General features: G+C 58.1%; 17 protein-coding genes. 5 read left to right on the top strand and 12 right to left on the bottom strand.

What is annotated here, in order from left to right; all coding sequences use genetic code 11:
- Positions 1-49: 49 nt before the first annotated feature.
- The 3 genes from SH664x_RS16490 to SH664x_RS16480 all read left to right on the top strand — a co-directional run bounded on the left by SH664x_RS16490 (position 50) and on the right by SH664x_RS16480 (position 2,432).
- On the top strand, positions 50-448 hold the full coding sequence (locus SH664x_RS16490) for a hypothetical protein (protein WP_437202743.1): 399 nt from the start codon (positions 50-52) through the stop codon (positions 446-448).
- 425 nt (positions 449-873) lie between these two features.
- Complete coding sequence (locus SH664x_RS16485) at positions 874-1,806, top strand: DUF1559 family PulG-like putative transporter (RefSeq protein ID WP_437202742.1); 933 nt, start codon at positions 874-876, stop codon at positions 1,804-1,806.
- Positions 1,807-2,012: 206 nt separating this feature from the next.
- Positions 2,013-2,432 (top strand): hypothetical protein, encoded by a 420-nt coding sequence (locus SH664x_RS16480; RefSeq protein WP_437202740.1) that lies wholly within the window; start codon positions 2,013-2,015, stop codon positions 2,430-2,432.
- A 111-nt stretch (positions 2,433-2,543) separates the two neighbouring features.
- Here the strand turns inward: SH664x_RS16480 and SH664x_RS16475 are convergent, their stop codons facing one another.
- The 12 genes from SH664x_RS16475 to SH664x_RS16420 all read right to left on the bottom strand — a co-directional run bounded on the left by SH664x_RS16475 (position 2,544) and on the right by SH664x_RS16420 (position 15,460).
- A complete protein-coding gene (locus SH664x_RS16475) occupies positions 2,544-2,738 on the bottom strand; it encodes a hypothetical protein (RefSeq protein WP_437202738.1) in 195 nt (64 codons plus the stop codon).
- Positions 2,739-2,951: 213 nt separating this feature from the next.
- Positions 2,952-3,494 carry a DUF421 domain-containing protein gene (locus SH664x_RS16470; protein ID WP_437202736.1) on the bottom strand — a complete coding sequence of 181 codons (543 nt, stop codon included), beginning with the start codon at positions 3,492-3,494 and terminating at the stop codon, positions 2,952-2,954.
- 191 nt (positions 3,495-3,685) lie between these two features.
- Positions 3,686-4,714, bottom strand: coding sequence for a bile acid:sodium symporter family protein (locus tag SH664x_RS16465; protein ID WP_437202734.1), 1,029 nt, complete (start codon positions 4,712-4,714; stop codon positions 3,686-3,688).
- Positions 4,715-4,758: 44 nt separating this feature from the next.
- Positions 4,759-6,042: an FAD-dependent oxidoreductase gene (locus tag SH664x_RS16460; protein WP_437202733.1), complete on the bottom strand. Its 1,284-nt coding sequence runs from the start codon at positions 6,040-6,042 to the stop codon at positions 4,759-4,761.
- Between the two features lie 213 nt (positions 6,043-6,255).
- Positions 6,256-8,364, bottom strand: a complete 2,109-nt coding sequence (locus tag SH664x_RS16455) for a hypothetical protein (protein ID WP_437202731.1) — start codon at positions 8,362-8,364, stop codon at positions 6,256-6,258.
- Between the two features lie 592 nt (positions 8,365-8,956).
- The gene (locus SH664x_RS16450) at positions 8,957-9,379 is read right to left on the bottom strand and encodes a carboxypeptidase-like regulatory domain-containing protein (protein ID WP_437202729.1); all 423 of its coding nucleotides are present in this window, start codon (positions 9,377-9,379) and stop codon (positions 8,957-8,959) included.
- A 208-nt stretch (positions 9,380-9,587) separates the two neighbouring features.
- Positions 9,588-10,589 carry a DUF1559 domain-containing protein gene (locus tag SH664x_RS16445; RefSeq protein WP_437202727.1) on the bottom strand — a complete coding sequence of 334 codons (1,002 nt, stop codon included), beginning with the start codon at positions 10,587-10,589 and terminating at the stop codon, positions 9,588-9,590.
- A gap of 418 nt (positions 10,590-11,007) precedes the next feature.
- Positions 11,008-12,432, bottom strand: coding sequence for a Fe-S cluster assembly protein SufB (gene sufB / locus SH664x_RS16440; RefSeq protein ID WP_437202726.1), 1,425 nt, complete (start codon positions 12,430-12,432; stop codon positions 11,008-11,010).
- 44 nt (positions 12,433-12,476) lie between these two features.
- Entirely contained in the window at positions 12,477-13,037 is a 561-nt protein-coding gene (locus tag SH664x_RS16435; RefSeq protein WP_437202725.1) for a Uma2 family endonuclease, read from the bottom strand.
- Between the two features lie 26 nt (positions 13,038-13,063).
- Positions 13,064-13,885, bottom strand: coding sequence for a Fe-S cluster assembly ATPase SufC (gene sufC / locus SH664x_RS16430; RefSeq protein ID WP_437202723.1), 822 nt, complete (start codon positions 13,883-13,885; stop codon positions 13,064-13,066).
- 231 nt (positions 13,886-14,116) lie between these two features.
- On the bottom strand, positions 14,117-14,668 hold the full coding sequence (locus tag SH664x_RS16425; RefSeq protein ID WP_437202721.1) for an NADH-quinone oxidoreductase subunit B: 552 nt from the start codon (positions 14,666-14,668) through the stop codon (positions 14,117-14,119).
- Positions 14,669-14,803: 135 nt separating this feature from the next.
- On the bottom strand, positions 14,804-15,460 hold the full coding sequence (locus SH664x_RS16420; RefSeq protein WP_437202719.1) for a helix-turn-helix transcriptional regulator: 657 nt from the start codon (positions 15,458-15,460) through the stop codon (positions 14,804-14,806).
- A 295-nt stretch (positions 15,461-15,755) separates the two neighbouring features.
- Here SH664x_RS16420 and SH664x_RS16415 point away from each other — a divergent pair, with 295 nt between their 5' ends.
- Together SH664x_RS16415 and der are read left to right on the top strand one after the other, a co-directional pair.
- A complete protein-coding gene (locus tag SH664x_RS16415) occupies positions 15,756-16,166 on the top strand; it encodes a hypothetical protein (protein WP_437202718.1) in 411 nt (136 codons plus the stop codon).
- 160 nt (positions 16,167-16,326) lie between these two features.
- Entirely contained in the window at positions 16,327-17,754 is a 1,428-nt protein-coding gene (gene der / locus SH664x_RS16410; RefSeq protein WP_437202716.1) for a ribosome biogenesis GTPase Der, read from the top strand.
- Positions 17,755-17,783 lie beyond the last annotated feature (29 nt).

The raw sequence follows: 17,783 nt of genomic DNA, 5'->3' as shown, positions 1-17,783 counted from the left end.
TTGTCAATCGTGGATTTGAGTACGAATTCCGGAGTGGAGGAGAGGTTTTATGATGGCGCAGCTTGCGAGGGTCTGTGTACTCGGGCTCATTCCACTCATCTCCGGTTGTTTCTCCGGGGAAGCGACGGGAACGGTTGATGGCAAGCTGTATGTGAATGACGCCCCCATGGGCGGATTTGAGATTTCATTTACATCAGTCGCCCACGGCTTTGTCGCGAACGGATTTGCCCAGGCAGACGGCACTTACTGGCTCATTCGGGGGCGCGCTGATAAACAGATCCCCGTTGGCGACTACAAGGTGTCCATTGCTCCCTCTGCGTTTGTCCCTAATGTTAAAAAGCCGAACGTCAAGCTGGCTGGAAAGGTCTCCAGTCTGGAAGAAACGACCATGACTCAGACGATCAAAGCCGGTCCTAACGTGATTGATCTGCGGGTGACGACAGAGTAGCGCGTGTTCGTGATTTGATTTCCGCGCAGATTGAGGTGCAGTACTGCATTTCAACCTGCGTTTTATTGTTAATGCTGCTCCGTTTCGCGTCGGGTTGCGATGGTTCAGAGGTGGATAGCGGCCAGTGTGGGCAATAGATCTGAATAAGTATTCTGGGACTCTGCAGCAGCAAGCTGGCGAATCGCTTTAAGTTCAAGTGACATTGCAACTGCCATGTCATTGGTGTTTGCTGATGTGAGATTGCGACGGTGGGAGCAATGATGTTAAAGTGAGATTTAACGCTCACATGCGGGTCGGAGTGTTGATCGAGGTGTCTCGTACAGAGATGTTAATGCAGAATCAGTAGCCTCACATGGCGGGCGTGAATCAGCATGATCCTTACTTTCGTCGTTTGTCAGTTCTGGTTTCTGTGAGGAGGAGATGAAATGGTTGTGAAACGATGCGGTCGACGAGGTTTTACTCTCATCGAACTGCTGGTCGTCATTGCGATTATCGCAGTGCTGATCGCGCTGTTGTTACCTGCTGTGCAGCAGGCGCGGGAGGCGGCGCGTCGCAGTCAGTGCAAGAACAATCTGAAACAGATGGCACTGGCCATTCATAATTATGAGTCGACTTACCGTCGGATTCCCGCAGGATTCGTGATTGACTCGCAAAACAACGTTCCCTGTTACGGGTGGGCACCTGCGCTGCTCCCGTTTATGGATCAGGGCGGGCTGTATGATGCCCTGTTTGCCACGAACCGTGCTCTGAAGCAGCTTTACAATGCGACCTCCACAGACGCCGACAAGAAATTGCTGCAGACATCGATTCCGGCGTTTCGTTGTCCTTCCGATGTCACGGGGAATCTGAACGATCTGGAAGTCTTCGGGAATACAAACTACTTCGACATCGCCACCTCGAACTATGTCGCCTATTGTGGCTATGATCCATCGACGACAACGTTGAATCCGACCGGCCGCGGCGCGTTTTACGGTAACAGCTACCTTTCCTTGCGGGATTTTCCCGAAGGATTGACGAACGTCCTGTTCCTTTCTGAGCGTGACGGTGGAATTGCAGGGGGCGGCACCGCAACGTTCAAAGCGGCCGTCTGGGCTGGGGTGGGACGTCGCAACAGCAACGGTGCGTCTGCTGTCGCACGTTGTCTGGCCCGCGCCGGCTTCCCGATCAACCATGACTACGTGGCTGCGGGCTCAACGGCAGATAACCTGGGGAAAGGGGTTGGGAGCATGCATGAAGGTGGAGTGCACGCCGCCCTTGGAGACGGATCGGTCCGTTTCCTCTCGGAGAACATTTCAGTGGCAGGTGTTTACACGCCACTCATTCTGCGGGACGACGGAGTCGTTGTGGGAGATTTTTGATCGTTTTGACAGATTTGGACGGCTTCATCCCGCGCCTGCGGAGGCCCTGTTACGGGTAACGCGACACTCGCATTCGCCAGGGCGGGCAGGTCTGTCCGCAATCATGGATGCCGTGGAATCGATGACAGACGCTGCCAGATTTTTCTGGTGGCGTCTGGTTTCATTCAGGGGTGGATGTCCAAAGTTTTTGGGCAATCGGGGGGCATATGTTTCGTTATCACCGTTTCTGGCTGCCGCTGCTGGTGATCTGGGCAACAGGTTGCGATCCGATTTTGCGGACAGGAACGGTGGATGGCGTCGCATTCGTCGACGGCATCCCGACCGGAGGGCTTGAAATCACGTTCACGTCGACATTGAACGGGTCGGAAGCGATCGGCTATTCGCAGCAAGACGGGAGTTATACGCTGGTCCGGGGGCGTGGCCACCGCGAACTTCCCGTCGGCGAGTACAAGGTGACTGTCGTCCCGACAGAGATGGTCTACGACATCCCGAAGCCCGAACTGACATTGGGGGGAGGAGTGGAGCGACTGGCGTCCACAACCTTCGTCCAAACGATCCAGGAAGGACCGAACATCTTCGACTTGAAACTCACCAGTCAGAAGAAAGAGTTCCTGCCGCCCGAATAGGTGGCGCGTCTCAAAGCTGGCCGTGAGTGCCCCTCGCTGGAGGAAAGGCCCCGATTTCCTGCGCGGGGGCAGTTCACCGAGGCCTGAAAGTGCTCGAGTTGCTGCGGGCTCTCATGAGCGGGTTTCGTCAGCACGGCGGGTCATCGCGAAGTAGATGACGTAGAACCATGACAAAATTCCAGCGATGATTCCCCAGAGAATCGAGCGGTTTCTCTGCCACGAGCACACGACCGCCAGCACGGTTCCGAGTGTGACACCGGACTGGGTGACGACCTGGACATTCTGTGGGATTTCAGCCAGCAGCATCGGGGGCCTCCTGGTGGCGATTTGATCGGTATGGGGATGATTATCGGGTCGATCCGTCGCAAATGCGTACGAGCGAACCCGAGGGGACGCTGGGCGATGGACAACTCCCGCAGGATCGTTGTGTCTGTGGAAAGCGGCCAGCAGTCTCTTCTCAATGTGCCATGCGAATGGTCGCGAGTCCAATCTCCGGGAGCGATCTTTTTCCGAATTCTGTTATCCCCCGGTCTGGGGATCAGGCTGTGGCGCCTGCCGCGGCGTGGATCGTCCATCGGTAATCACGCTGACATGACCATCCCCTTCGATATAAGCCTGCCTGACAGACTGGATGTCGCTGACTCCTTTGAGTCGCAGCTGGCTGAGGAGGTCCGCTTCCGTCATCAGTTCTGAGGCGAGATTCTGTGGGTGAATTTTCCCATCTTCCACCACCAGGAGCGGAGGTCGCTCGATCAAGGGACGGGCGAAGGGAACATGGAAAGCCATGACGTCCAGCACGTACTCCCAGAAGATGATCGTTGCGATCAGAATCAGTCCATCGGTGATTGACTTGTAATCAGCCGACATCGCATTCTGTGCCGCATCGGCGATCAGGATGATGACCAACAGATCGGCAGGGCCGATGGCGGCGGTCTGGCGTCGAAAGGCCCGCAGAAACAGGAACAGCGCCAGATAGGTGCAGGTCCCCCTGATGAAGATCTCAAGGGGCGAGACCGAAGGGACAAACATTCCGGACCAGTCAAGATTCAGCCAGCCAGGCATGGTGAGCTCCCGGGGTCGACTCCGAAAAGAACAGGCGGTCTGCGTGCTCACGGAAACCTGTGCGCTCACGGCAGCCGCATGCGGCTGTGACCGCTTCGTCGCCTGCAAAATGTAGGGGACCCCAACAGATGGCGCAAACAGCACGCAGTGCTGAATGCCTGCAGCAATTTTCTTGCCATCCTCTCTGCGGTTCACTTCCCGGGGGAACCGACTTCCGCCGTGGTGTGGCTGTCCTGCGATCTGTCAGCCTTGAGTGCCCAGTGGCTGGCGAGTGCTCCACAGAGAATCAATTGCAGCGGGTGGTAGATCATCATCGGGAGCAGAACCAGCCCCAGGCCGGGATGAGCTCCGAAGATCAGATTGGCCATCGGAACTCCCGTCGCCAGCGACTTCTTGGAGCCGCAGAAGACCACGGCAATACGATCGGCGAAGGGAATCCCCAGCAGATCGCAGCAGGCTCCGCTCGCGAACAGAACCAGAAAGAACAGCAGCGTACACCCGATGAAGGTGGCGGCGACGATCCAGAGTCCATGAGAAGTCCAGATCCCGAGCTGGATCGAATCACAGAACGAGGTGTAAATCAGCATCAGGATGGTCAGTCGGTCGACGGTATTGATCAGCTTCTTGTTGCGGGCCGCCCAGCCTGCCAGAAACAATCTGGAAAACTGACCCAGAAGCAGAGGGCAGATCAGCCAGATCACGAGATCCAGAATGACTTCCTGCAGAGAGAAGGAGACTCCCGATGTTTCGGTAATGAGGCTGATCCAGAAGGGAGTCAGGAAAACCCCGAGCAGGCTGGAAAGGGTCGCATTGAACAGGGCTGCCGGAACATTCCCTCGGGCCGCGGCGGTCATCGCGATCGACGAGGAAACTGTTGAGGGGAGGGCGCAGAGATAGAAGAACCCCAGTCGCAGGTCGGCAGGAAGCCCCTTCTGAGTCGCAAAATAAATCATGAACCCCAGCGCCGGGAAGAAGAGAAAGGCACAGCCCTGAATCAGCAGGTGCAGCCTCCACTGTAGGGTGCCGGCTCGCAGAGCGGCGAAGGAGATCCCCAGACCGTGCAGGTAAAAAACCAGAGCGATCCCTCCTTTGGTGATCAACTCCGGCTGCAGCCAGCCCCCCTTGGCTCCCGGAGCGGGGAAAAGCCAGGCGAGAGCGACGGCGACCAGCATGCCGGTTAAAAACCAGTCAGGCCGAAATCGTCGAATCGCTGCACGCATGGAAGTCTGCCAAAGGGCGGTTTGGTGGTTGTCCTCCGTTCATTTCAGCGGAGGGGGGCTCTGGAGGCAACTGGTGACAAGGGAGAGCTGGACGACTGAGCGAAGAGATCTGGTGTTTCAATGTGTTCAGGCCGGATCCCCAACCCCACGAGGCGTGCCGCCAGACGTCTCAGGAGCGGAGCAGCCAGTCCGAGCAGAAGCCGTGCAGGTCGGGGAATAACGACTCCCTTTTGCGGGTGTCCTGGGCGGAACATCCGTCGGTGAATCCATGTCTGCAATGTCTGAATGAATTTCACAGGGAATTCGCGGCGGCGTTGCACCGCTTCGAGATCCTGAAGGCGAACACCCTCCTCGCGAAGTCGGGCAGCGAGCAGATTGGCTGCGGCGACGGCGTCCTGCACGGCGAGGTTGACTCCCACTCCTCCCGCCGGAGACATCGCATGCGCAGCGTCACCGATGCAGAGCAGCCCGGGCCGGGCCCAGTTCTGGAGACGATTGATCTGCACGGTCAGCAGTTTGACCTGGTTCCAGTTTTGGAGAGTGGAGACCACTCCGCGAAGCATTGGCACGACATGTCCGATCTGCTCCTGAAACGCGACGAGCCCCGCCAGTTGAATGGCAGGAAAAGAGCCTTTGGGGATCAGTGTCGCACACTGCATGTATTCGCCACGATCGATCGTCACCATGACATGTCCATCGCGAATCCAGCCGAGCGAGTCGCGTCGATCACCATCGGGCCGGGGCAGGCGATACCAGAGCACGTCCAGTGGAACGCCGAATTCCTTGACCGCCAGCCCTGCCTGCTCGCGAACTGTTGAATGCCGGCCGTCACACGCCACAACCAGATCCGCCTGCACGGAAAACGCTCCGTCGGGGGACTCTCCCCGCACGCCGACGACACGGCCGTCTGCCATGATGAGGCCTGTCACGGTGGAAGACATTCCCAGATGAAATGTGGGATAGCGTGCCCCCTGCGTCGCGAGGAACTGCAGAAAATCCCATTGTGGCATGATGGCAATAAACTTGCAGGTTGTCGGCAGGTGGCTGAAGTCCGGACCGTTCAGCTGGCGTCCTTCAAACGAAAGGGTCAGCCGTTGGTACTGCTGATGCGGCAATTTCAGAAACTCTTCCAGCAGCCCGAGTTCGTGCATGAGTTCCAACGTCGAAGGGTGGATCGTGTCACCTCGAAAATCACGGAAGAAGTCCGCATGTTTCTCAAGAACCACAACGTCGACACCGGCGCGTGCCAGTAGAAAGCCGAGCATCATCCCGGCCGGACCTCCCCCCACGATGCAGCAGGTTGTTGTCACGGGCGGAAGCTGGGACATGTTCAGAAAACCCCGTGGTTTGCGGTCAATCACTGAGGCCTCAAAAGGGCGAACCCTGAATGTGAACTGTCAGTGGTCGGGACTCGACGGGAGTCAGCATGGTCGATGGGACGGGCCGCGACCAGCGCTCCGGGCCGTCATCAGGGCATCAAATAGAAACAAACCGCCCGGAAGCCGGACGGTTTGCATGGAATGTCATTCTGTCAGCCCCGGTTATTTGCGGGGAGCTTCCCAGTGTGGCAGGGAGACGTTCGAACGGTAGTTGGATTCGTTGTAGTCCGGATTCCGCTTGGGAGCGTAAATCTTGTCTCCCTGGAACGGCGTATCCTGGGTGTAGATCCAGAGCGAATTCTCGTCCCAGAACACGATCTCATCACGCTGGTCACCGGTCAGATCGAGCGCGTTTGCGGTCAGGTCCGGATGGCCATCGTCGGGGAAGACCACCACGCGGCGCAGGTTGCCGTCGACCATCCCGCCGTCCCGGACATTCCCCCCGAGGAGGATAAACTCCTGGCCGTCACCGCGCCAGTTGATCGGGAGCAACGGACTGCCGCCGTGGAACGGCTCTTCCTGCTGGAGCATTTCGCCGGTGTACTGGAACATCGAGACAATCCCCGGGTTTCTCCAGAAGCTGATCGTGCAGTACTGCAGGCCAGGCAGGTCAGGACGGAACTTGCCGACCGTCGATGTCTGCGTATGGCCAATGCGGTAGTGCCGTTCGATGATCCCCCGGTGATCGACCAGCGCGAAGCCGTCGTCGCTGCTGCAGTAATAGGTTTTGATCTCTTCTTTCGGGTCATCAGAAAAGTTCCCGACAGCGATCGAGTCGGCATGCTGTTTCAGGTTCTGGTAGTTCTGCCAGAGTTCCTTGCCGTCGGCATCCCACATGGCGTAGCCGATGGCCACGCGGTCGCGGCCGTCGCTGCTTCCCGGAGCAGGGTAGGGGTAGTGCCCCAGCATCCCCTGACCGGACCACAGCAGCTGCATGTCGCTGTTGTAAGCCCAGAAGTTCCAGTACCGGTCCTTGACGATGAAGTCGCGTCGACGCGGATCTCCGGTCAGGTTGAAGAAGGCGATGCAGTCTCCGTTGCTGACGTTGGTCGGATAGGGTTCTTTGGGGGGCTGGATGTCGCGCGGATAGCTGGTCACTTCGGGGCAGGGGACTGACTTCTTGACTTCGCCGGTTTTACCGTCCAGCAGGAGCAGCTGGCGGCCCCAGCCGCAGAGAACTTCATTGTTGCCGTCGCCATCCACATCGTGAATCTGAAACGGGAGGTCGTTGCTGACGATGCCGCGCCCTTCCTGCGGATTCCCTTTCTGCCAGAGGATTTTGCCATCGAGATTGACCGCCGTCAGGCAGGTCAGCACGCAGGCGGCATCTCCGTCGGACATCGGTTTGTTCTTGGCGAACAGAATATCGAGCTGGCCGTCACCATCGAGATCCCCGAAACGGATGTTCCGTCCCGAACCAAAGCCGACGGTGGCAATCTTCTTCCACAGTTTGGGTTGAGGGTTTGCCGCCTGGAGGGCCTTCAGTTCGCCTTCCCGCTTCTGGATGCGGGCTGCGATTTCTTTCTCTGTCTGTGGTGACACGGTGACCTTGAAGTTCTCGTACTTCGAGGGGGAATTGGTAGCAATGCCGACCTTGCCTGACAGGATTTCGGAGCTGTCCGCGGTCAACACCTGTTTGCCGTCCACGAAGGCCCGGATTTTGGAACCTTCGTTCTCGACTTTCAGCTGGTAGGTCTTGCCCGGTTCGTACTTGAAGTCGGCGGATGCGAGATCGACCCAGACCGGCGTGTTGAAGTCTTTGTCGATCGGCTGACGGATGCGCAGCTGGACTTTGTTACCACCGGTCAGGCTGAACCAGTAGAAATGACGATTGGTGTGATAGCGGAACGCGAGTCCAGATGACTCTTCCTTGCGGAGGGGGGTCACTGCTGCTTCGACGGTGCAGTCAAACCAGGCGGGATCACCGGTGATAAACAGCGGCGTGTAGGAAACCGTGTTCCCTTTACCGCCGAGGGCGGTCTGTTCCAGATACGGTTTGCCATTCTCGACTCCGGCGGTCCAGACATCGAGGTGGCAGATCGCGTTCTCCCACGGTTCGAGGGGAATGCCGCGATGGCTCAGGTAGTGGTATTCCTGAATGGCTCCGCTCACCTGATTGATGTCGACAATCGGCTGGCTGAGGACCCCCTTCGGATAATGACCAAAGTCGTCCGAAAACAGAGTGACGGGCTCGGCCGCCCCGATTGACGAGGTGGCCAGAAAGAGTGCACCCAGGACAGCAAGGCTTCGAGTGGAGATGATTGTTCGCATGCAGTGACTCTTCAGAGGGAATCAGGCGGGAAACGACTGAAGCGTCAAGTCAGTCGCCATGTCAAACTTCGAACATATCAAAAGTGGCTTGGGTGAAGAAGGCTGCCCCATCGTGTTTCAGGCCAATTATCACTTTTCTAAACTTTGTTATCAGTTTTCTATGTTTTGCTGCCCGGAGTCGACTTAAGCGTGGAATTCGAGTTGCCCGGGGCATCACCGGAACGGTGCGACGGATCTGGCGTTGACGGTCAAACGGACCCCCTGTCAGTGAGAAGAAAGCGGGGCGCCACAACGTCGCAGAAACCATCGCTGCGGGAGAGTGGAGCAGCGGCGGGAACGAGAAAGCAACGTCTCTCACAGCGTGAGAGCATTCCCGGTCTGCTGCGGGATGACGTCCTCAATCCAACAGGAGCTTGAGTGTAGATCTGGCCGCGTGGAGGCGTGCTTTGGTCCAGTGAGAAGGACTGTGCGACGCACCGGAAAGGAGCACCCGTGCGGGAACGAGCAGCAGAGGTCACACAGGCAGTCCGGTGTGTCATGATGCGGAGAATTGAACGGTTCTCCGCAGCAGGTCAGAAATCGGGACAGTGCGCTATTCGGAGGTGAGCCGAAAGTCGACGACTGCGGGCTTCCCAACTTCCAGCGCGGCTTCGAGTGTTGTTTTGGAATTGTAGCGGGATGGAATCGATTCCCGACGGCCGCCTTTTTTCACCGGGTCGCTCGACTCCTGATCCCGTTCGACAAAGGTCGATATTAACACGCGATGGTGTCCGGGCAGAGCCCCTGCTTCCGTGGCGGTATAGCTCAGAGTGTAGTGGCCGTTCGAATCGGTGCGGCCTGACGAGAGCCGACCTCCTCCTTCCGGGCGGAAGACCACTTCCGCATCCGCGAGTGGTTGACCGTTCAGCGTCACGTTCCCCTGCACCTGTACGAGGCCCCCGGAATTGCCACCGCTGCATCCCCAGCAGGCGAACAGAATGGGGAGGCAGAAGGCCAGCGGGCACACAAAGTTCAAGCGAATCATCTTTGGACTTGGAATATTGCTTATCAAGGGATGATCCGCCACGAGACGGCTCAGGGCGGATGTGGCACATCCTGGCCCGAACCGATTCCGGGCTGTTCTTGAACAGGTTGCTCTTGCCACTCCCCGCGCCGTAAGCGCTTCGTCTGATGAAATGCTCAGTTCCGCGTGGCGAGAACGGGAAATCAACAGCGCAGAGGCTCTAGAACTCGCCGATCGTCTGGCCGTCAGCCATCTGTCCCAGTTTCTGATAGGTCGCACCGTCAACGTTCTCGCTGAGCAGCCGAACTCCTCCATCCCCCATGAGGACCTGCACGCCGAAGCCCCCCTTGGAAACGTTGCCGCTGTCACCTGCGCCGGTGCCGGGCGAACGAATTCCTCCGTGCATGCTGGCCATGGAGTTGTTATTGGTGCCGTTGATCAGCCAACCGGCGGCATTTTCCATGCGGACCAGATTGGCGTACTTGTTGGCATTCACGTCACGGCCCCGGCCAACCCACACCGCACCGCGTCGCATTTCGGAATCGATGCCGTCCCAGAATCGCTCACCGACTGCCACCGTGTTACTGAGTCCATCGGTGACGTCGCGGAACCGGACGGCGCTGTTGTGCCAGAACATTCCGCGCGAGCTTGGAACGATCGAGGTCTGAGAGTAGTCGGCATTGGCTCCACTGCCGCTGACTGCTGGGTAAGAAGAGCGGGCGTGACCATCACCATTTCCGTCGCCACCCATGACAATCGCGGTGTGCAGAACCGGAGCGGACTCGGTCGGGCACTGAAAGACTGGCAGGACGGTGCGAGTCAGGTGATTGGGGCCGGCGGGATAGTTCGCTCCGTTGGGGGCCAACTGGTTGTACAGCGGCGCCTGATCGAGATAGGGCAGAAGGTATGTCGACCACGCCCAGCCTCCTGCGATGGCAGACGCCTTCGGGGCGCTCGGCAGGACTTCGGGAACCGCGGTGCTGTTGACGTACATCAGCAGTCCTCCCATCGGGAGAACGTTCTGAACGTCGTGATAGTTGTGCAGAGCCAGGCCGATCTGCTTGAGATTGTTTTTGCACTGCGAGCGGCGGGCCGCTTCCCGTGCCTGTTGAACAGCAGGAAGGAGCAGAGCGGTCAGCACTGCGATGATCGCGATGACGACTAATAACTCGATCAGAGTAAAGCCCGAGATTTTCTTTGAGCCCAAGGGTCTCATGGTCATCTTTTGTTCCAGTGATAAGAAATCTGTTTACAACTGGGCGTTTGGGCACCAGAGAAGTCTCTGCCTCGATCAGCGGGGGAAAGCCCCGGACTGTGCTGTCGAACGGGAGCGTGCCCGCAGCAGTCAGAGAGGAAGATCGGATTTGACTGTGAAGGGAGCGTTAAGAGAGTTTGAATTCTTCGCATCCCAATGGAACCAGCGGAGAGCTGTCCCTCCCACGCGGGAGTCGATTGCCTGGCGTTTGGAAGTGAATGTCCGCGTCGCTCTCCGGCGGGGAGAAAGAAATTCCTGCCGGGCAGTTCCCACATCGCCAGTGCCGCTGCCAAAAAAAGAAACTCGCGACGGTCCGGGGACCAGCGCGAGTTTCCGATGAGTTTGTCGAGGTGAGCTTCCGCCCGTTGTCACACGCAGCAGGCGATCAGCCGACGCTCCCTTCCATCTGCAGTTCGATCAGCCGGTTCATTTCGACTGCGTATTCCATCGGCAGTTCTTTGACGAGCGGCTCGATAAAGCCAGTCACGATCATGGCCGACGCTTCGGCTTCTGTCAGACCACGACTGGTGAGATACAGCAGTTGCTCTTCAGCAATTTTGGAAACCGAGGCTTCGTGTTCGATCGCCACATCGTCTTCTTCGACTTCGATGTAGGGGTACGTGTCGCTGCGGCTTTCCGGATCGAGGATCAACGCGTCACAGACAACGTTGCTCTTGCAGTTGAGGGCGCCGTTCTGCACTTTCACGAGGCCGCGGTAGCTTGAGCGGCCACCATTCTTGCTGATCGACTTGGAAATGATGCGGCTCGACGTATTGGGAGCACAATGCACCATCTTGGCACCGGCGTCCTGATGCTGACCTTCGCTGGCGAAGGCAATCGACAGGGTCTCACCCCGGGCACCCGGCTCCATCAGGTAGACGGCCGGATACTTCATCGTCAGCTTGGAGCCGAGATTGCCGTCGATCCACTCCATCAGGGCATCGCCATAGGCCATGGCCCGCTTGGTGACGAGGTTGTAGACGTTGTTCGACCAGTTCTGGATGGTCGTGTAACGGCAGCGGCCCCGGCGTTTGACGAGGATTTCCACCACGGCGGAGTGTAACGAGTCGCTGCTGTAGGTCGGAGCGGTGCACCCTTCGACGTAGTGCACGCTGGCCCCTTCGTCGACGATGATCAGCGTTCGTTCGAACTGGCCCATGTTCTGGGTGTTGATCCGGAAATACGCCTGCAGCGGGAACTCGATGTGGACTCCCGGCGGAACATAAATGAACGAGCCCCCTGACCAGACGGCGGAGTTGAGGGCGGCGAACTTGTTGTCGCTGGGCGGGATGATCGTCCCGAAGTATTCCCGGAAGATTTCGGGATGCAGCTTCAGCGCGGAGTCGGTGTCGGTGAACAGGACTCCCTGTTTGGTCAGGTCTTCCTGCAGCGAGCCGTAGACCACTTCCGATTCGTACTGCGCTTTCACCCCGGAGAGATACTTGCGCTCCGCTTCCGGAATGCCAAGGCGTTCATACGTCTTGCGGATATCTTCCGGCACGTCATCCCACGACTTTTCCTGCCGGTCGCTGGCTTTGACGTAATAGTAAATGTTCTGGAAATCGATCCCCGACATATCGCCCCCCCAGTGGGGCATCGGCTTCGAGTTGAAGATCTCCAGCGACTTCAGACGGAAGTCTCTCATCCAGCCCGGCTCCCCTTTCATTTCGGAGATCTGGGCCACGATATCAGCATCCAGTCCCTTGCGGGACATGAAGGAGTATTTGTCGGTCGGATCGTGAAACCCGAACTGATATTCCCCCACGGGGATCTCAGCGGATTCGGTATTCAGGGCGTCGAGAGTAGACATATCAGGACAGCTTTCTCCGATGGAAAGTCGGGATTGCGGAGGAATTATTGAAGGAAGTCGATGCCTTGAAACAGTTCTTCCACAGCACAGTCGAAGCCGGGAAGAAAAGCGGAAACCAACCGGTCGCCCCGGCTGAAGACCGTCGGCTCATCGTCGATCCGGTAGGCATGCACACGTGTATGGTCCGGGTCGACGACCCAGACTTCTGAAACTCCGGCTCGCAGAAACTGGGAAACTTTCTCCAGAATCTCCGGCCAGCGATCGTTGGGGGATTTCACTTCGATGGCCACGTCCGGCGGAACGGTGAAGTACTTGCGCGGCATGCGGCCGTCAATCAGTCGAGCTCGTTGAATCACCAGCAGGTCCGGTCCGCGAACCGTATCGGGATCGCGTTCCGTCAGGACACCGGGGTCATTGCTGGCTGCCCGGTACTCTGCTCCCTGGCTGATCCACCGAAACAGTACGCCCGCAATATTCAGGCAAACAGCCCCATGCCAGCCTCCAGGGTTGGTCATTGCGATCACCTCTCCATGAATCAGCTCGACCGGCACGTCGAAAGACATGTCGGCGAACTGGTTGGCAGTGATAAGTGTCGAGGTGGACATGGGGTGAACCTGCTATCGAAGCCGGATCAGAGGGCTGCGGCGGCTTCTTCTTTCTGGGCGGTGGCCTGTTCTTCGGCAGCCGCTTCCGGATGGCGTTCGCGAACACCGGCGTAGCCGTGAGCGTGCAGCTCATGAGCCAGCTGGGCATCGCCTGATTCCACGATGCGGCCGGCCAGCATCACATGGGTAAACTGCGGCACGTTGTATTCCAGGAGCCGCTCGTGGTGCGTGATGATCAACACCCCGAGGTGGGGACCCGTCAGCTTCTGCAGGCTTTCGCTGACGACCCGGACAGCGTCGCTGTCGAGGCCGGAGTCTGTTTCATCGAGGATCGCGAACTTCGGCTTGAGCATCGCCAGCTGGAGAATTTCCATCCGCTTCTTTTCGCCGCCCGAGAAGCCTTCATTCAGGTACCGGCGGGCGAATTCCGCATCGATATTGAGTTCCTGCATGGTCTTCCGCAGCTCGGTGCGGAACTCCCGCATCGGGATCAGCTCTTCGCCTTCTTTACGGTTCGGATTGCGAACGTTGGTGATGGCATGTCGCAGAAAGTCCGCGACCTTCACACCGGGGATCGTGACCGGATACTGGAACGCGAGGAACAGCCCCAGCCGGGCGCGGTCGCTGGGATCCAGATCCAGCAGGCTCTGGCCGTTGATTTCAATGGAGCCGCGGGTCACTTCATATTTGGGGTGCCCGACCAGAGTGTAAGCCAGAGTGCTTTTGCCGGAGCCGTTCGGGCCCATCAGCGCGTGGACTTCACCCTGCCGCAATTCGAGATTCACTCCCTTGAGAATCTCGGTTTCGCCGACCGACACATGCAAATCCTGAATCTTCAAAACACTCATCTGCTTATTGACCGATCTAAATAACTTGGCTGAGGCTGTGTCGCCGATTCCGTGAACCGATCTGGACGGACTGTTCAGATCGCCGTGACGGGGCGGTTCAACCCTGGCAACTTCTGGACTTCTCAATGGGTGACTTTTCCGAAGTCACCAGAACGGCGGCCTCACGTGGCCGACTGACAAGGGCTGTGTCAAAAACTTTCAGTAACAGGTTCTCGCGCGAAGCGGCGCCGCTCAGGCGAGGATCAATTGCGGGTCTTTCACATACCCGGTGTGATGGGGAACAGGCAGTGTTTCGGTCGCTCCCCGGTTGATTTTGCGAGCCCGGATCTTGTCCTGAATCCGCATAATTCCTTCGAGTAACGCTTCGGGCCGGGGAGGGCAGCCGGGGACGTACACATCCACCGGGACGACCAGATCGACCCCCTTGACGACGTGATAGCCATACTTGAAGTAAGGTCCGCCGCCGACGGTGCAGGCCCCCATCGCGATCACATATTTCGGGTCGGCCATCTGCTCCCAGAGCCGGCGCACACGGCTGGCCATTTTGTAGGTCACGGTCCCAGCCACAATCATCAGATCGGCCTGACGGGGTGTTGCCCGAAAGGCCCCCGCACCAAAGCGGTCGACATCGTATCGGCTGGCTCCCGTGGCCATCATTTCAATAGCACAGCAGGCGAGTCCGAACGTCATCGGCCAGACACTGGATTGCTGTGCCCAGTTCATCGCCTGTTCCAGCGTGGTGGTGATGACATTCTCTTCGAAGCGGCCGTCGATCCAAGTCATCTGAACTGCTCCTGCGTGCGCCGAATGGACAGTGGAATCACTGATGAGACTGATGGCTGATGCTTGTTAAATTCTGGCTGCCGGAAACACAATCCCCGGCAGGCGACTCTCAATTTTGATGAAGCTCCGCCCGCTTCATCGCGACATCGGGGTTTCCGTCGCTGTTTCTCCCACGTGAAATTCGCAGCAATGATGCCCATCGAGCCGGCAGGCGGAAAGTTCCACCGGGGTTCCGAGGACCTCTGTAAAAACCGATTGCTCCATCTCACAGAACGACGCGTCCTCTGCGACGAGACCATGATACGGGCAATTATGTTCCCGGAGAACCGGCAGGCTGCCGGGTGATTCCTCCAGTGAATATTCCACATCAAATCCGAGCTGGGTCAGCCGGTTGCACATTCCCTGCAGCCGCCCGGCGAGGCTCCCCCCCTCCTGAACCGACCCGAATCTCTCAATCAGCGACTCTTTCAGTCCATTGAGGACCTGCTGCCGCACTCCAGTCTGATCAATCCGCAGGATTTCTTTCCAAAGGAGGGCTGCAATTTCGGCGTGATCGCTTCCTAACGCCCGGACCCCCGCTTCGGTGAGGGAGTACGTATGGCTGGGGCGTCCGCGGGATTGTCGAGCGACGGTCTTGGTGACCAGTCCATCGGCCTCCAGCCGGGCCAGCCGATGCCGGACAGCCGTCGCCGTCACTCCTGTCTTGGCGCAAAGCTGTTGGATTCCAGCAGGTTGTGCCCGTTGCAGGAGAGACAGAAAGTCGCGATCGCTGCTGTCCCGGTGGGTCATCATGGATTGGCTGATGGAGTCAATGACACTCTGTTTCTGTTGATGGCCCCGATTGGTCCCCGGGGCGCATCCATCCCAGTATACCGGTCAGCGGATTTTTGACAATTTGCGTTGAGAAAAAGTTTTTCGATTGCAACTCATTCTCAATAAACCGGTTAGGTGCAGTTTCTGTCCGATTTCGTTGTCGGAACTCCCGTTCTTCGGAAAACCGTCTGAGTGGTGGTGGCTCCCGAAACGTCGACTGTTCCCGTATCATCAGCGTGGACCATCCCCGTCGAGTCTCTCTGGAAGCAAGTCCATGATGCGTGGATTTTTCGTACTGGCCCTGTGTCTGTTCGTCCCTGGCGGTGTTTCTGTCGCGGAAATGCCTCGTGGTCAGCGGGTGCTGCTCCCCGGTGAACTGCCTGAGCCGGCAGTCGTATTCCGGTCATCCACCCGGACGACAGTTGGGCCTTGGCCGCATCGTTATTACTGGGGGAAGGGATTGACCACGCTGGGGGACAACACAACCGTGTATGCGCAGGACGTCACCGATCTCGAAAAGGCCGTCGAAGCGGTCGGGAACCGCAAGGTGGGGGAGTTATCCTCTACCGAGCGGGATCGGGTCGCCCGTGAGATTCTGAAGGCAGCCCGGGGAAATGCCAGCGGATTCGGTGCCAACGCCAAGGAGCTGGGGCTGACACACGATTACCGGTTCCTGCGGCAGTAACGGCAGGCCAGTCTTGGAAGTCCGGAAGGTCCGGGGTCCTGATGGCAGGTGTGCTCCCTGTCTCCCATTCTGTGTCCGGCGAGTTGATCAGGCCGGACTCGTTTATTTCTGACAGCCTCCTCGGACGCTGTCCTCTTTTGACGTGAAGTTTATCGCTGAAATGTCCATTCCGAAGGTAGCAATCGTTGGGCGCCCGAATGTCGGGAAGAGCTCCATCATGAACTGGCAGGCGGGGAAGCTGGTTTCCGTCGTTGACCCAACCGCCGGAGTGACCCGCGACCGTGTCGAGTACATGATGACTCACCGCGACCGCTATTTTGATCTGGTCGACACCGGGGGAATCGGGATCGTTGATTCCGATGACCTGAGTGAAGACATCGAGCGGCAGATCCAGAATGCCATCGATGAAGCCGATATGATCCTCTTCGTCGTCGACGGACAGGCCGGGTTGACTCCCTTGGATAAGGTGGTGGCCGAGCGGCTCCGGAAGATTGATGTTCCCAAGCTGATCGTCGTGAATAAATGTGATTCCACGAAAACCGATCTGGAGATGCACGAATTCATTGGCCTGGCGAACGCGCCGATGATTCAGACCAGTGTGAAGGGGAATCGGCACCGGGCGGAGCTGCTGGACGAGATTGTGGAGCTGCTCCCTCCTCCGGATGACAATGAAGGGGAGCAGGGAGAGCATCAGTCTGAGGAACCAGAACTCAAGCTGGCGATCGTCGGTCGGCGAAATGTCGGGAAGAGCACTTTCATTAACGCGCTCGCCCAGACCGAACGGATGATCGTCAGTGAAATCGCCGGCACTACGCGGGACAGCGTCGACGTCCGATTCGAGTTCGACGGCAAATCATTCGTGGCGATCGATACGCCGGGGGTCCGCAAGCGGACAAGCCTGGCCAATGACATTGAGTATTACGGGCTGGTCCGGGCTCAGAAGAGTATTCGCCGCGCGGACGTTGTGCTGATGTTCTACGATGCGACCGAGCACATTTCCCGTGTCGACAAGCAACTGGTGGACGAGATTCTGGAGCGCAGCAAGGCCTGCATCTTTGTCGTCAACAAGTGGGATCTGGGGCTGGAAAAGGGAATGACCAGCGAGAAGTGGGGAGAATATCTCTCCACGACGTTCGGCATGTTGCGACATGTGCCCGTGGCGTTCATTACCGCCAAGGACAGCAAGAATATCAAGCAGCTGATCAATCTCGCCCAGTCGATTTACAAGCAGTCGCGTGAGCGGGTAACGACCGGGCAGCTGAACCGTGTGATCGAACAGGCGATTGCAGTCAATCCTCCCCGGTTCAAGACGAACCGCCGCGGGAAGATTTACTTCGGTACGCAGGTGGCAATTGAGCCGCCGACGATCGTGCTCAAGTGCAACGATCCGGAGTTGTTCGACAAGAACTGGCGACGTTATCTGATCGGCAAGCTGCGCGATGAGTTGCCGTTCAAGGAAGTCCCCATGCGGGTCTACTTCCGCGGTCGGGGAATGGATGATGACGAATCCGGGAACCCGGTGAAGCGGGTTCGCCCGGCGTCAAAGAAGCCACGTGCGGGAAGCAAATCTCCCCGCCGCAAGAAGTGAGTTGCGGGTCTCACAGCCGCAACCCGCCT

The sequence above is a fragment of the Planctomicrobium aquicomposti genome (assembly GCF_051466325.1).
Lineage (GTDB): Bacteria > Planctomycetota > Planctomycetia > Planctomycetales > Planctomycetaceae > Planctomicrobium.
This window is presented reverse-complemented; position numbering and strand designations above follow the sequence as displayed.